Source organism: Carnobacterium sp. (assembly GCF_032094055.1).
In the GTDB taxonomy this organism is placed as follows: Bacteria; Bacillota; Bacilli; order Lactobacillales; family Carnobacteriaceae; genus Carnobacterium_A.
Genome location: NZ_DAMDAK010000004.1, coordinates 26,362 through 40,872, shown reverse-complemented (window position 1 = coordinate 40,872; position 14,511 = coordinate 26,362). Strand labels below are relative to the sequence as shown.

Annotated in this window: 12 protein-coding genes and 1 pseudogene; 8 read left to right on the top strand and 5 right to left on the bottom strand. The window is 37.1% G+C overall.

Features of this window, described 5'->3' with window-relative positions:
• Nucleotides 1-457 (bottom strand): MBL fold metallo-hydrolase (locus RT405_RS01360; RefSeq protein ID WP_396162996.1); only part of this gene is annotated, 457 nt, incomplete at its 3' end.
• A gap of 341 nt (nt 458-798) precedes the next feature.
• On the opposite strand from RT405_RS01360, the gene RT405_RS01355 reads away from it, so the two are divergent.
• Both RT405_RS01355 and RT405_RS01350 read left to right on the top strand, forming a co-directional pair.
• A complete protein-coding gene (locus tag RT405_RS01355) occupies nt 799-2,247 on the top strand; it encodes a DEAD/DEAH box helicase (protein ID WP_313466923.1) in 1,449 nt (482 codons plus the stop codon).
• 93 nt (nt 2,248-2,340) lie between these two features.
• Nucleotides 2,341-2,682 carry a hypothetical protein gene (locus RT405_RS01350; RefSeq protein WP_313466921.1) on the top strand — a complete coding sequence of 114 codons (342 nt, stop codon included), beginning with the start codon at nt 2,341-2,343 and terminating at the stop codon, nt 2,680-2,682.
• Nucleotides 2,683-2,768: 86 nt separating this feature from the next.
• Here RT405_RS01350 and RT405_RS01345 read toward each other — a convergent pair.
• Together RT405_RS01345 and RT405_RS01340 are read right to left on the bottom strand one after the other, a co-directional pair.
• Nucleotides 2,769-4,365: pseudogene (locus tag RT405_RS01345) on the bottom strand (ABC-F family ATP-binding cassette domain-containing protein).
• Between the two features lie 218 nt (nt 4,366-4,583).
• Nucleotides 4,584-5,621 (bottom strand): hypothetical protein, encoded by a 1,038-nt coding sequence (locus tag RT405_RS01340; RefSeq protein ID WP_313466919.1) that lies wholly within the window; start codon nt 5,619-5,621, stop codon nt 4,584-4,586.
• 153 nt (nt 5,622-5,774) lie between these two features.
• On the opposite strand from RT405_RS01340, the gene RT405_RS01335 reads away from it, so the two are divergent.
• From RT405_RS01335 to RT405_RS01320, 4 genes are all read left to right on the top strand, one after another.
• On the top strand, nt 5,775-6,737 hold the full coding sequence (locus tag RT405_RS01335) for a phosphoglycerate dehydrogenase (protein WP_313466917.1): 963 nt from the start codon (nt 5,775-5,777) through the stop codon (nt 6,735-6,737).
• 292 nt (nt 6,738-7,029) lie between these two features.
• Complete coding sequence (locus tag RT405_RS01330; protein WP_313466915.1) at nt 7,030-7,908, top strand: transporter substrate-binding domain-containing protein; 879 nt, start codon at nt 7,030-7,032, stop codon at nt 7,906-7,908.
• 35 nt (nt 7,909-7,943) lie between these two features.
• On the top strand, nt 7,944-8,801 hold the full coding sequence (locus RT405_RS01325; RefSeq protein ID WP_396163004.1) for a transporter substrate-binding domain-containing protein: 858 nt from the start codon (nt 7,944-7,946) through the stop codon (nt 8,799-8,801).
• A 17-nt stretch (nt 8,802-8,818) separates the two neighbouring features.
• Nucleotides 8,819-9,499, top strand: coding sequence for an ABC transporter permease subunit (locus RT405_RS01320; protein WP_313466913.1), 681 nt, complete (start codon nt 8,819-8,821; stop codon nt 9,497-9,499).
• 176 nt (nt 9,500-9,675) lie between these two features.
• Here RT405_RS01320 and RT405_RS01315 read toward each other — a convergent pair whose 3' ends face one another.
• Nucleotides 9,676-10,641 (bottom strand): LacI family DNA-binding transcriptional regulator, encoded by a 966-nt coding sequence (locus tag RT405_RS01315; protein WP_313466950.1) that lies wholly within the window; start codon nt 10,639-10,641, stop codon nt 9,676-9,678.
• Between the two features lie 167 nt (nt 10,642-10,808).
• On the opposite strand from RT405_RS01315, the gene brnQ reads away from it, so the two are divergent.
• Together brnQ and RT405_RS01305 are read left to right on the top strand one after the other, a co-directional pair.
• Nucleotides 10,809-12,170 (top strand): branched-chain amino acid transport system II carrier protein, encoded by a 1,362-nt coding sequence (gene brnQ, locus RT405_RS01310; protein WP_313466911.1) that lies wholly within the window; start codon nt 10,809-10,811, stop codon nt 12,168-12,170.
• Between the two features lie 102 nt (nt 12,171-12,272).
• The gene (locus RT405_RS01305) at nt 12,273-13,034 is read left to right on the top strand and encodes a MerR family transcriptional regulator (RefSeq protein WP_313466910.1); all 762 of its coding nucleotides are present in this window, start codon (nt 12,273-12,275) and stop codon (nt 13,032-13,034) included.
• Nucleotides 13,035-13,099: 65 nt separating this feature from the next.
• Here the strand turns inward: RT405_RS01305 and RT405_RS01300 are convergent, their stop codons facing one another.
• Complete coding sequence (locus RT405_RS01300; protein WP_313466908.1) at nt 13,100-14,263, bottom strand: MFS transporter; 1,164 nt, start codon at nt 14,261-14,263, stop codon at nt 13,100-13,102.
• Nucleotides 14,264-14,511: the final 248 nt, after the last annotated feature.

Sequence of the window (14,511 nt, the reverse complement as noted above, 5' to 3'; positions counted from 1 at the left end):
TGCCTTTAAATAAAGCATCGCCTGTGATAACGAAGTCTTCAAAAATAAAACTGACTCCTCCAGGTGAATGTCCCGGTGTCGGAACGACTCTGAAAGACAAGTCACCTATGGTGTAATCTTTCATCATATCAAATTCAAAATCAGCTGGTTGTGCGATAACCGGTTTGCCTCCATGAGCAGAAAGATTTAGCTCTGGATTGCCAAGCCAATCTTTTTCTAAAGAACTAACGTATACAGGAACGTTGTAAGTTGTGCGTGTTTCTTCTAAAGCTCCGATATGGTCATAATGACAATGAGTTAGCAAAATAGCGACAGGAGTGACTTGCAGGTCTTCAATAGTTTGCATGATTTTTGGGAAATCATCGCCTGGATCAACGATCAAAGCAGTGACATCTTCATAAATAAGATAACAATTTTCTTCAATAGCGCCTGTTACGATACGTTTGACTTCAACCATTTTTTCTCCACCTTCTCTTTTCTATTTAAGACTAGTATACTCGAAATCAAGGATAAATCAAAAATTCCTCCATCCATGATGAATGCCAGCTATTTTGCTGAAATCAAAATAAGAATTAGCACTTTTCAAGAGCGGAACAAGCAGATTGAAAAAATTCGTATTCTTTTCTTATGTATTATTTGCGGATTTTTCTAAAACGATTCAGGAAAATAAACGAATCGTTTGAAAAGAGCTTTTAAATTAAAAATTGTGAGAGTCTGCTAAAATAAAGAAGCAAAAAGCTATATTTCAAGTGAAATACTGTTATACTAATAAAAATAAAACGAGTGAGTGAGGCTATTATGAAAAAGAATACATTTGAAGAATTTGGTATTGGAGAAGAACTGATAACAGCATTAGAAAGTTTACGCTATTTTAAGCCGACTAAAGTGCAAGAAGAAGTACTGCCGTTGGCTTTAGCAGAAAAAGATGTGATCGTTGAGTCACAAACAGGCAGCGGGAAAACCGTAAGTTTTGGGATTCCATTATGCGAAAACGTGATATGGGAAGAAAATAGACCCCAAGCTCTTGTTTTAGTACCTACAAGAGAATTAGCGTTGCAAGTAAAAGAAGATATCACGAATATTGGTCGTTTAAAACGCATCAAAGTAACTTCAGTATTTGGCAAAGCTTCTTTTGACAAGCAAAAGTCTGAGTTAAAACAAAAGAGCCATATTGTAGTAGGGACGCCTGGTCGTGTCTTGGACCATTTGCAAAAAGGAACGATGAAAGTGGATAAATTACGTTATTTAGTAATTGATGAAGCGGATGAAATGCTGAATATGGGGTTCATTGACCAAATGGCAGCGATTATCGAATTCTTGCCAAAAGAACGGCAAACACTCTTGTTCTCGGCTACAATGCCGCCAGAGATAGAACGATTGGCTAGTTTCTATATGAAACCCGAAAGAGTAGCTGTTAAAATTGAAATGACTGAACAATCCAGACCTAAAATCGTGCAATCGTATCTTAAAGTCGAACCTGAAAAGAAAGAGCAGCAATTGTTGGATTTATTGATCGTTGAAAATCCAGATAGTTGCATGATCTTCTGTAATACGCAAGAAGCCGTGAATCGGTTGTATACGTTCTTAAATAAAGCGGGTCTGCCAATCGATAAAATTCATGGCGGTATGATCCAAGAAGACCGATTTGAGGTAATGGATGACTTCAGAAAAGGGAAGTTCCGTTATTTAGTCGCAACGGATGTAGCGGCTCGGGGAATCGACATTGATAATGTGACGCATGTCATCAATTATGATGTGCCCGTAGAAAAAGAAAGCTTCGTCCACCGAACAGGACGAACTGGGCGCGCCGGGAAGACAGGTGTAGCATTAACGCTGGTCACTCCAAAAGAAAGACCTTGGTGGCAAGAAGTTAGAGCGTATGTGCAACAAGAAATAAAAGAAATCACTGCTCCAAATGCTCGTGTTGTACAAAGCCATAAATCGGCTTTTGAAAAGAAACTTCAGGAACGGTTAGTTGTGAAAAGAGCACGTAATAAAGAGTTAAATCAAGGCATTACAAAAATTTACTTTAACGGTGGGAAAAAGAAAAAACTTCGCGCAGTAGATTTTGTTGGAACGTTGACGAATATTCCAGGAATCAACGCAGATGATATCGGTATCATTACCATTCAAGAAAATGTCACCTATGTAGAAGTATTGAATGGAAAAGGCCCGAGAGTCATTGAAGAAATGAAAGATCGAACTGTTAAAGGGAAAAAACTGAAAGTTCATAAAGCAAATAAATAAAAAACGTTTAAAAGCAATAGGTGAAGAAAAATTAGCTGAAGCAGGTTGTTTCAAAGAATACTTTTATGAGGAAACTGGAAGGAATTGCCAAAAATGATTATCTATAATATTCATACAGAAGAAGATTTAAGCGGTGTTGGTTTTCAATATTCTGAAGATGTAGAAGTGATTGAATCAGATTACTTTCAACAAATAGAAGCGGCCAGACCAGTTATTCTAGAAGCAGATGTTCTTTTTCTTAAAGGTATAGCCGATGCTAGAGGGTATATGGAAATAGGCATAGGGATGGCTTTGAATAAAAAAATCATTATATTAGATGATCCTTTTATCCAGCATGATCCTATTGACCCACAACTTATGATAGAAGGTACGACTATTCACAAAATGACGATCCAAGAATTTTCAGATTGGGATTGGTCAAATGAGCAGATGTAAAATGTTCTAAATATAAAACAAAACTAGCTGAACTCTTCATATATTCATGAAGTAGTTCAGCTAGTTTCTTGTCTTAATTAAGTTTGTTATTCTGCGTATAGTTTTTTGATTTGTGCTTGGACATCTTTATTTTCTAAAAACTCTTCATAAGTGGTATCTGCACGGTCAACGATACCATTTGGAGTAATTTCAATAATACGGTTTGCAACAGTTTGAATAATTTGGTGGTCGTGAGATGAGAATAAAATAGCACCTTTAAATGCAATTAAACCATCATTTAAAGCAGTAATGGATTCCAAATCCAAGTGATTCGTCGGATCATCTAGAACCAAGACATTGGCTTTACTCAACATCATTTTAGATAACATGCAACGAACTTTTTCTCCTCCCGAAAGAACGCCTACTTCTTTTAAGACATCTTCTCCAGAGAATAGCATACGGCCTAAGAAACTGCGCAAGAAAGTATTATCGCTTTCTTCTTTTGAAGCAAATTGACGCAACCAATCCACGATAGTAAGGTGGTTTTCTTCAAATTCTGAACTTGTATCTTTTGGCAGATATGTTTGAGAAGTGGTGACGCCCCATTTATAAGTTCCTGAATCAGGTTCCATTTCGCCCATTAAAATTTTGAAAAGCGTGGTGATAGCTAATTCGCTATGACTGCTGAATCCCACTTTGTCTTCTTTATTTAATGCAAAGCTGATGTTGTTCAATACTTTTTTACCATCAATGGTTTTTGTCAAGTTTTCTACGCGCAGCAAATCATTACCGATTTCACGTTCTGGAGTAAAACCAACAAAAGGATAACGGCGCGAAGATGGTTGGATGTCGTCCAAAGTGATTTTTTCCAACGTCTTTTTCCGAGAAGTGGCTTGTTTCGATTTAGAAGCATTTGCGCTAAACCGGGCAATAAAGTCTTGTAACTCTTTGATTTGATCTTCTTTTTTTGCATTTGCATCAGCGGCCAATTTGCTGGCTAATTGACTAGATTCTAACCAGAAATCGTAGTTGCCAAGGTAAAGTTTGATTTTGCCAAAGTCAACATCGGCCATATGTGTACAAACTTTATTTAAAAAGTGACGGTCATGGGATACGACAATAACGGTATTAGGGAAGTTGATCAAAAATTCTTCTAACCATTCAATCGATGCCTTATCTAAACCATTCGTCGGCTCATCTAATAGCAAGACATCCGGTTTTCCAAATAAAGCTTGTGCAAGTAAAACTTTTACTTTTTGTCCGCCGGCTAATTCGCTCATTTTAGCATAATGCAGATCTTCCGGAATTCCTAAGCCCTGTAGTAAAACAGCAGCTTGAGGTTCAGCTTCCCAGCCGTCAAGTTCAGCGAATTCGCCTTCTAACTCGGCAGCACGAATGCCGTCTTCATCAGTGAAATCTTCTTTCATATAGATTTCATTTTTTTCTTGCATAATTTGGTATAACCGCTCATGTCCCATGATAACGGTGTCCAAAACGGTGTGTTCTTCATAGCCGTAGTGGTTTTGGCTTAAAGTAGCCCGTTGAAGGAGCAATTTCACCGGATAAAATTTTTAAAAATGTGGATTTACCGGCACCATTTGCACCGATCAGGCCATAACAATTGCCGGGGGTAAATTTAAGATTGACTTCATCAAATAATTTGCGGTCAGAAAATTCTAAACTAACATTAGATACTGTAATCATTTAAGTTGCTTACCTCTATTCTATAGTATATCTAAACTATTTTAACATGAAGAGAGTGAAATTGCGATGCCAAATAGTCTATTCTCATGATTCTACCAGCATTATAGCGGTTATAGAGCTAGCTTTCAATGGCTAACCCTCTTTTGAAAAGGATTTTAAAAGAGATTGCAGAGAAAAAGCCGATAAAAAACGTTTTTCCGTTTTTTGCCGGCTGTTGTTTACCGTGTGACTTCTGTAAATAGATACAAAACTAACTGATTGGAAAATAAAAGATGCAATTGGTTACGATAATTATGAGTACGGGTATAGATCCGTCTTTTTTTTATATCTGATAAAGAATACGTTAGTAAAGTTTGATTTTGAAAAGAAACGAATAAATCGTGTTCTGCTTCTTGAACGAGCAGGCGATCTAAATCAGTGACTTGATTTTTCGCAGCAGAATGAGCTGCATGTGCTAATTGGATAGATGGAGAGCGGTAAAGCGGGTCTTTTTTTAAAGTACGTTTGTCTGTTTCGTAAGCAAATAAGTAGCCATCGTCCATAGACGGTTCGCTGAGAGACAAAGCTAATGGCAATTCTTGAATACGTACAGGGAGAGTTGTTTTATCCAGCAATGGTTTTTCTTCAACGAATGTTATGATTCCTTTTTGTACTTTAAAGTGTAGAAGAGCCGCATTTTGCGGATTGTTTTTCTCGTATCGGATCAAGTCATGTTGATTCCATTCCGTTTTTATGGTTTCATTTGTCGATAATTGTATTAAGCGGGGTGTTAAATGTGTAATGGTTGATCGGAACAAATAGTGAGTTGAAGCTAAGTATTCAAATAACCCTTTTTCTCCTGCAGCTAAGGCCATCCGCCCAGTTGCAGAAAGGTTGATCTGAAAAACAACAAGCGGAGAAATTTGTTCTTTTTCAGCATTTTTTTGAGTTAAAGAAAAACGATAAAACCCGCTTGGATCAGAAAAGTATAAAATATGGTCAAAAATCGCACTGTCGTAAATGGGTTCTGTAAAGGAAATGACCCGTTCTTTAAAAGGTTCTAGTTCATCCAAATGAACCGTTAGTTGTTCTGCAGGCTGAGGTTCAAAATAAATCGGCCGTTCTACAAAAGCCAATTGCTTCATCCATTTATTCCAGTCGTAAACCAGTAAATCATTTTGTTTAGTCCATAAATAAAACTTTCCACTATAAAGCTGAAAATCTTGAAAAGTACCTTTAATGGTGATTTTTGTTGTTAATAGATGTTCATTGTCCATTTTCACACCCCTTTTGTGACCGTTCTCTTTACTTTCTATTGTAACATGTTCATAGAAGGGATGGGAAAAAATGCTCATAAGGAATTTAGTTTGCTTGGTTATTCACCTACAAAATGAGATAATGAAAAAAATGCAAATTGAGGAGGCAATACAATGACAAAAAAAGGTATTTGGTTAGCATGTGAAACAACTAAAGATCAAATCGAAACGATAAAGAAAATAGCGCCTGACTACGAAGTGATTGAAGGATGGAAAGATACTGCTTTTGATTTTCCATTAGAAGACATTGAAATTATCTATGGATGGAAAGGCCAAAAAAGTGATGAATTATTAAAAAAAGAAAATAGCCGAATAAAGTGGATTCAAGGCAAAGCAGCCGGTGTGGACTTTTTAGATTTAGCTAGTCTCAAGGAAAAAGGAGTGTGGCTAACGAATGGCAGCGGCATTCACAGTATCCCGATTGCTGAATCGGTTTTTGGCATGTTACTGGCTTATACAAGAGGCATTCAAGCCTCAATCAAAAACCAGCTGGTTAAAAATTGGGAAGAAGCTGAACGTTTAATCGAATTGCATGAAAAGACGATAATGATTGTCGGTACAGGAAAAATCGGTAAAGAAGTCGGGCGGTTGGCACAAGCTTTTAACATGAAAACAATTGGTGTAAACAGCAGCGGACATGAAGCGGATTATATGGACCAAGTTATTTCACAAGAAGACTTAATTCAACATATCAATGAGGCAGATATTGTCGTTAATATTTTACCTTTAACGGATAAAACGACTGCTTTTTTCAATGAATCAGTCTTTAATACCATGAAAAAAAACACTTTGTTCTTAAATGTTGGACGCGGGCCAACAGTAGAAACGGACAGTTTACTACATGCCTTAGATGCAGGACAAGTGGCTTTTGCTGGATTAGATGTTTTTGAAACTGAACCGCTGGAAGCAAAAAGTCCTTTATGGGAGCATGAAAATGTTTTGGTTACGCCGCATATTTCTGGAATAGCCGAACATTTTAAAAAGCGTTTATTTGCTATCTTTGAAAAGAATCTGAAAGCTTATGTAGCTGGAGAAGAGTTGCCTGAAAATTTGATCGATTATAAAAAAAGCTACTGATTTTGTAAAAAAGTAAATATTTTATACCGTATCCAACCTTCTGCAGAGTGGATACGGTATTTTTTTATACTATAACAAAGTATTTATAACAGATAAGCGAACTGTTTCTTTTTTTATAAAAACAATAATGTTCTTAATCAGAGACGGAAAAATTCCTTGTTTGCAGCGTTTTTGTCCTGTTATGTAATTAGAAAGAATGAATTTCAAGCTAATTTATAAGTTTTTTTGACTACAGAAGTAGCAGTTGTTACTATGTCTGAGAAGATAAAAGAACAAAAAAGGAGTTTTAGTTGTGTTGAACTATAAAAAAATAGCGGGTGTAGGTTTTGCTTTATTGTGTCTTTTGGTAGTATTGACAGCTTGTGGAAGCAGCCAGAAGTCACAAGTAAAAGAAAAGCAAGGAGAAACAACAACTTGGGATAAAGTGAAAGAAAAAGGTAAATTAACGGTCGCAACGTCAGGGACACTTTTCCCCAGTTCTTTTCATGAGGGAGAAGATAATGAATTGACCGGGTATGAAGTTGAAGCAGTGAATGAAATTGGCCGACGCTTAGGGATTAAGGTTGAATTTGTTGAAATGGGCGTTGACGGTATGCTGACGGCTATCAATAGTGGACAAGTGGATGCAGCTGCAAATGGATTTGATATTACAGAAAAACGGTTAGAAGATTATACTTTTTCTGAACCTTACAAATATTCATTTGGTGGAATCGTTGTGCGAGCTTCAGATCATTCTGGCGTTGAATCATTAGAAGATTTAAAAGGTAAAAAATCAGCAGGCGGAGCAACGACGATTTACATGCAGATTTCTGAGAAATTTGGTGCAGAACCTGTTGTTTACGACAATGCGACAAATGATGTATTTTTCCGAGACGTAGCTAGCGGCCGGACTGATGTGATCTTAAATGATTTTTATGTTTCTAATACAGCGGTTAACAAATTCAAAGATTTGGGAGTAGAAATGTCAGACATTTATTACAATCCGACATCGGCTGGAATAGTGATGAAAAAAGATGATGGATCGATTAAAAAAGCGGTTGATACAGCTCTTAAAGAAATGCAAGCAGACGGTACATTGACTAAACTGTCCAAAGAATTCTTTGCAGGAGAAGATGTCTCGACAGCAATTGAAAATGCCGATGAACTGCCAGTGATAGAGTTAGGTAAGTAAAAAAAACAACATTAGATAAGGAGTTTTGCTTTGTGTTGAAAAAGAAATTAGGATTAGGATTGGTAGCCCTTATTAGTTTATCTTTAGCAGCATGTAGTTCTGGAAACACTACATCAGATAAATCCCCTTCAAGTGAAACAGCTTGGGAAAAAATTGAAGATCGAGGAACGTTGAAAGTAGCAACTTCTGGCACTCTTTATCCAAGTTCTTTTCATGAATCTGAAACAGATAATTTAACTGGTTATGAAGTTGAAGTGATTCGCGAAGCTGCAAAAAGATTGAATTTGGAAGTAGAATTCACTGAAATGGGCGTTGATGGCATGTTAACATCTGTCAACAGCGGGGCAATTGATGTAGCGGCCATGGGAATTGATCGTGATGGAGAAAACGCGGATAAATACAATTATACGATCCCTTATAAATATTCTTTCGGTTCAATGGTAGTAAGAAAATCTGATGACTCTGGCATTGAAAAATTAGAAGACTTAAAGGGTAAAAAAGCAGCAGGTGCTGCCACAACTTCTTATATGAAAGTAGCACGACACTATGGAGCAGAAGAAGTCATTTACGACAATGCGACAAATGATCAGTACCTAAGTGACGTGGCGAACGGACGGACGGATGTGATTTTGAATGATTATTATTCACAAAAATTGGCCGTAGCTGCTTTGCCGGAAATTCCCGTAAAAGTTCACGATATTTTTTATAATCCATCTGAAACCAATTATGCCATTAAAAAAGGCAATGATGTATTAACTAAAAAATTAAATGCTGTTTTAGAAGATATGAAAACAGATGGTACTATGCCGAAACTGTCAGAACAATTTTATGATGGGGCTGATGTCACTGAACAAATTGATTATGATTTTCCAAAAATTGATTTATCGGAATAGAAGGCAGGTGTGGATAAATGTTTGGAGTTCAATGGCAATATGTTTTTGATCCCGCTTTAGCTGTGGATAGTTTGCCGTACGTTTTAAGAGGTTTAGGCTATACCATAGGAATTTCGGTGACCAGTATGATAATTGGAACCTTATTAGGCTTCATTTTAGCTATTATGCGGATGTCTTCTTTTAAACTGTTTTCAGTTCTTGCAAGAATTTATATTTCTTTTATGCGGGGAACTCCAACATTGGTTCTTTTGTTTATTCTTTATTTTGGTTTTCCATTTATCGGAATTCAATTTGAAGCGGTCAATGCAGCGATTATTGGATTTAGCGTGAGTTCTAGTGCGTATATTGCTGAAATCCTGCGTTCAACATTGGCTTCAATCGATAAAGGCCAATGGGAAGCAGCTTATGCGTTGGGCTTAAAATGGTCTTTTATTATGCGGAAAGTAATTGTTCCGCAAGCCATGCGTGTAGCCGTTCCGCCACTCAGCAATGTTTTATTAGATTTAATCAAAGGAACAGCTTTAGCAGCTATGATCACTGTACCGGAAATCTTTCAACAAGCTAAAATTGTGGGTGGCCGTGAATTTGATTATATGACGATGTATATTTTAGTTGCTTTAGTGTATTGGGCAGTCTGCAGTGCCTTTACGGTATTCCAAAATTATCTTGAAAAAAAGATGGCCATTTATACAAATTAATGCAACAAAAGAAACTCGTATGTAATTAACCTGACTGCTCACTTTACAATTAATGATTACCTACTTAGACAAGTCTCTCCTATGAATTGGAGGACTTGTTTATTTTTATTCGTTGATAGAATAACTAGTCGTACTGTCATTAAAAAGGGAAGTGATAGCCCATTCATCCTATCTTTTTAATTTTTAGTTGTTTTACGCGGAATCAATTGAAAAGCTAAAGGTTCTACCTGCACTTCTCGTTGAGTCAGCTGATGGTAAATCAAAGCAAAAGCATTTTTAGCCTGTTTGGCGACGGGATAATCGATCGTTGAGATATCAAGTAAGCGAGCGACCTCAATATTGTCAAAACCAATCACTGAAAAATCCTCAGGCAAATGACACCCTAAACGCTGTGCTTGAGTTACGAGCCCCGCAGCAACAGAATCTGAACTGGTCATAAAAGCATCCGGTTTAATCGATTGCTCTAGCCACCACTGCGCGACTCGTTCGCCATCCCTACTTGTATTTAACCCCATAAATAAATCAGCCGGGTGGGCAGGTAAGTTATAACGTTTACAAAAGTCCTCATAAGCCTTAATCCGACTTTTTGTGTTTAAGCCCCGAATGTTGCTATATAAATTCACAATCGATCGGCATCCGTTAGCATACAAATGTTCTAAGCCTAAAGTATATGCGTGGTATTGATCCATATAAACAGAAGCAATATGGTCTGAATCGACTCGTTGCCATGTAACAATTGGACCATACTTAGTATACGGTTCAATCATTGACCAATCATTGAGACGAATCAATAGAAAAATACCGTCTAAACGTTTTCCGCGCAGCATTTCTAAAACGTCCAGTTCTTTTTGTTTGTCTTGATCTGTAATATAAAAAGTTACTGTGTATCCTTCTTGTTGAGCAGCCAATGTAAAACTGCGTACAAGGATCATCATAGTGTCTGAGAAATTGGGAGCAACAATACCTAATGTTTTACTTGAACCGGTCTTTAAAGAAACGGCTTGGCTATTCGGAACATAATCCATTTGTTGAATAGCTAATTCTACTTTTTTCCGTGTCGCACTGCTGACATACCCGCTTTGATTGATAACACGCGAAACAGTAGCAGAAGAGACACCAGCTTTTTTTGCAATATCTTGCATGTTAGACAACTTGTATTCACCTCCTAATTGGTTACTCACTCGTTTTAGTATACCAAATTCCTATTTTTAAAGGTAGTGTGCTTCAAAAAGCAATTTGGTTCTTGAAGTGATACTTAAAAAACGTTATAGTCAAAACTAAGTAAAATGCATTTAGAAAGGAATCCCTTATGGAAAAAAAATTATCGCTATCATCTTATCTTTATATCGGTTCAATGCTCTTTGGCTTATTCTTTGGAGCTGGAAACTTGATTTTCCCAGTTCATATGGGACAGCTGGCAGGAGCTAATGTCAGCTGGGCTACATGGGGATTCTTATTGACAGGTATTGGTCTCCCGTTTTTAGGAGTTGTGGCAATTGGCGCCTCCAACAGCAATGGATTATTTGAATTATCCAGTCGCGTACATCCTTACTATGGATACTTTATGACGATTGCTCTTTATCTGACGATCGGGCCGTTTTTCGCATTGCCGAGAACTGGAACAGTATCTTATGAAATCGGCTTGTCGCCTTACATCAGCAGTCAATATCAAACGTTGGGACTGGCTGTTTTCACCGTGCTATTTTTTGGAGCAGCCTTGCTGTTTTCGTTGAAACCAACAAAAATTTTAGTTTATGTAGGAAAAGTATTAAATCCACTGTTCCTAGTCTTTTTAGGTGTTTTAGTAGTGACTGCTTTTATGAAACCTTTAGGCGGAATTGCAGCTGCTCCTGTTACAAGCGGATATGCAGCGACACCATTTGCTAGTGGTTTTAAAGAAGGCTACAACACCATGGATGCTTTAGCATCTTTGGCTTTTGGCATTATTGTTGTTCAAACAATCAAAGGAATGGGCGTTACTAAACCGGCTTCGATTGCAAAAGATACAATCAAGTCCGGCTTGGTCAGTCTTATTTTAATGGGCGTAATCTATGGCAGTTTATCTTATCTTGGTACAATGAGCATCGGCCAGTTTCCGATTTCTGAAAACGGCGGCATAGCCTTAACGCAGATTGCGCGTTATTACTTTGGCTCTTTTGGCAGTGTCTTATTAGCCATTATTGTTACGGTCGCTTGTCTTAAAACGGCGATTGGTTTGATTACGGCTTGTGCAGAAACTTTCCGTGAGATGTTTCCGAATTCAATCAGTTATAAAGCTTATGTCATTCTTTTTAGCTCCGTTGCTTGTTTGGTGGGGAACGTCGGATTGACTAAAATCATTGCTTATTCTATACCGGTACTGATGTTCTTATATCCATTGGCAATCACATTGATTCTGTTAGCCTTGCTTTCACCTTTGTTTAAAAATCGACAAATCGTTTACGGGATGACTACTCTTTTGACTGTTTTTGTCAGCGTGGCTGATATGCTAAATGCCTTGCCAAATTCTATTCGTAACTTTGATGCAGTTCAAACTATTTTGAAATTTTACAGTCATTACTTGCCGTTTTTCGATAGTGGAATGGGCTGGATATTGCCTGCAACAATTGGTTTAATGTTTGGCTGGCTGATTAGTTTAGTAACGAGACCTAAACCAAAAATGATTCACTGATTTTGTAAAACCGGCTTTTTGAGTCGGTTTTTTATTTTGAACTTGACCTTAACGTTGCGTTAAGGTTTAAACTAAGATTAGTCAAAGGAAAGGGGAAGACGATTGGAGTATACAGTCAATCAATTGAGCAAACTTGCTGGAATCAGTGGACGTACATTGCGTTATTATGATCAAATCGGTTTGTTAAAACCGAAACGAGTGAGCTCATCCAGCTATCGCATCTATGGAACGGAAGAAGTAGGGTTACTGCAGCAAATACTATTTTATCGCAAATTGGAAATGCCGCTAGAAGAAATCAAAAAAATTATTTTAGCTGCTGATTTTGATCAAGAAAAAGCTTTATTACTGCATCAACAACGACTGGAAATGAAAAAAGCACAATTAGATACATTGCTGGTAACGATTGAAAAAACCTTAGCAGATAAGAGAGGAGAAAGACAAATGACTGATAATGAAAAATTCGAAGGATTTAAACAACGACTGATCGATGAAAATGAAACAACGTACGGCCAAGAAATTAGGGAAAGTTATGGGAAAAAAGTTGTAGACCACTCCAATCAAAAAGTTGCCGGAATGAGTGAAGCACAATTTGCTGAATGGCAAGAATTGGATAAAGAGCTACAGCAAGAATTGACAGCAGCTATGGTGAAAGGTGATGCTTCAAGTGATGCAACAAGACATGTTGCAGAATTGCACAAAAAATGGTTGAGTTTCACTTGGCCGGACTATTCTCCAGAAGCTCATCGCAATCTAGTTGATATGTATGTGAGTGATGAACGTTTTACAGCTTATTATGATGAACGAGCTGGTAAAGGAGCTGCTGCTTTTTTAAGAGAGGCAATTTATCAATTCACTAAAAACTAGATTCTTCATAAAGAAAAACTGAAATAAGGCAGAACAAAGACTTTCATTTGCTCTGTCTTATTTTTTTATTTGTTTTTCAAAGAGTGATTGATGCGTTCTGTACTGATTATCATAACCAAAGCACTGATTAAGAGGAAATAAGGGTAAATAGACATACTGAATGTTGTTGTCAAAAAACCGAAAAATAAGGGCATGGTCATACTGCCAATGGCTGCGAAAGCCATTTGAAACCCAATAATGGATTGAGAAAGAGTTTTGCCGAAACGTTGAGGGGTCTCGTGTACCATGGCAGGGTAAATAGGGGCACAACCTAATCCAATCAATATTAAACCAATCAACAAAAAGACCTTTGGCAATGGAAGGATCATTAAAAAACTGCCAGTTAAGATAGCCAGTGATCCAGCTCTCATTAACTGCTTGCTTGTTATTTTTATTGTAAGAAATCCGGCAATGAAACGACCTAAAGTAATGCCGACAAAAAACAAAGAAAGCCAGTTTGCAGCAGTTTTTGCGGGGATAGCTTGATCATTCACCAAGTAGCTGCTTCCCCAGATATGAGCAGTTGTTTCCACAGCACTATAAGAAAAAAAAGAAACTAAGGCAGGAAAAATCCCTTTGACTTTAAACAAGTTGTTAGATTCATTCTTTTTGCTTTCCGGGTGAGTTTTTAATAAATCTGTTTCAAATTTTTTCCATAAAGGGAGTGAGAGAAACAGGATGGCAACTAAAATAAATTGAATAATTGAAATGGTAAGATAGCCTTTTCGCCATTGGTTATTCTGCCCTATGAAATAAGCAAGAATAAGTGGACCTATTGTTGCACCCACACCCCAAAAACAATGGAGCCAATTCATATATTGTGCTCGATAATGCAGAGCAACAAAATTATTTAAGCCGGCATCAACGGCTCCGCCGCCTAAACCGAGTGGGATAGCAGCGATAACCAGCCAGTAAAAAGAAGGCAATGCATAAAAGCCGAAGAGTGCCGCTGCTGTCATAAAGACACTGATCAAGGTCAACTTTCCAGTACCGAAACGTGCAATCAGCTTTCCGCTGAATAGACTGGATAGAATCGTTCCTCCGCTAATGATCATGGAAAGACTGCCGGCATTTGCCAAAGGAACACCTAAATCGAGATGCATTATAGGCCATGCAGCACCTAATAAAGAATCGGGTAGGCCTAAACTAATAAAAGAAATAAAGACAATCATTAAAAGTAGCGTCATCATAAGTATGTAAACCTTTCTTTAGCCAAATCGAAATTAAAAAATAAGTAAATTTTTGATAGCCTATATTTTAATGTGTTATTAAAAATAGTGTACTTTAGATGGAAAATTTTTTTATTATAGTTATTTTAATTTAAAAAAGACTCCATATTTCAAGTTGCGTTAACTTAAAATATGGAGTTTATGAATCTAATAAAGTCTTTTGGGTTTTTTTGTAATAACTATGTTACAAAAAGAGTTCTTTTTTAACA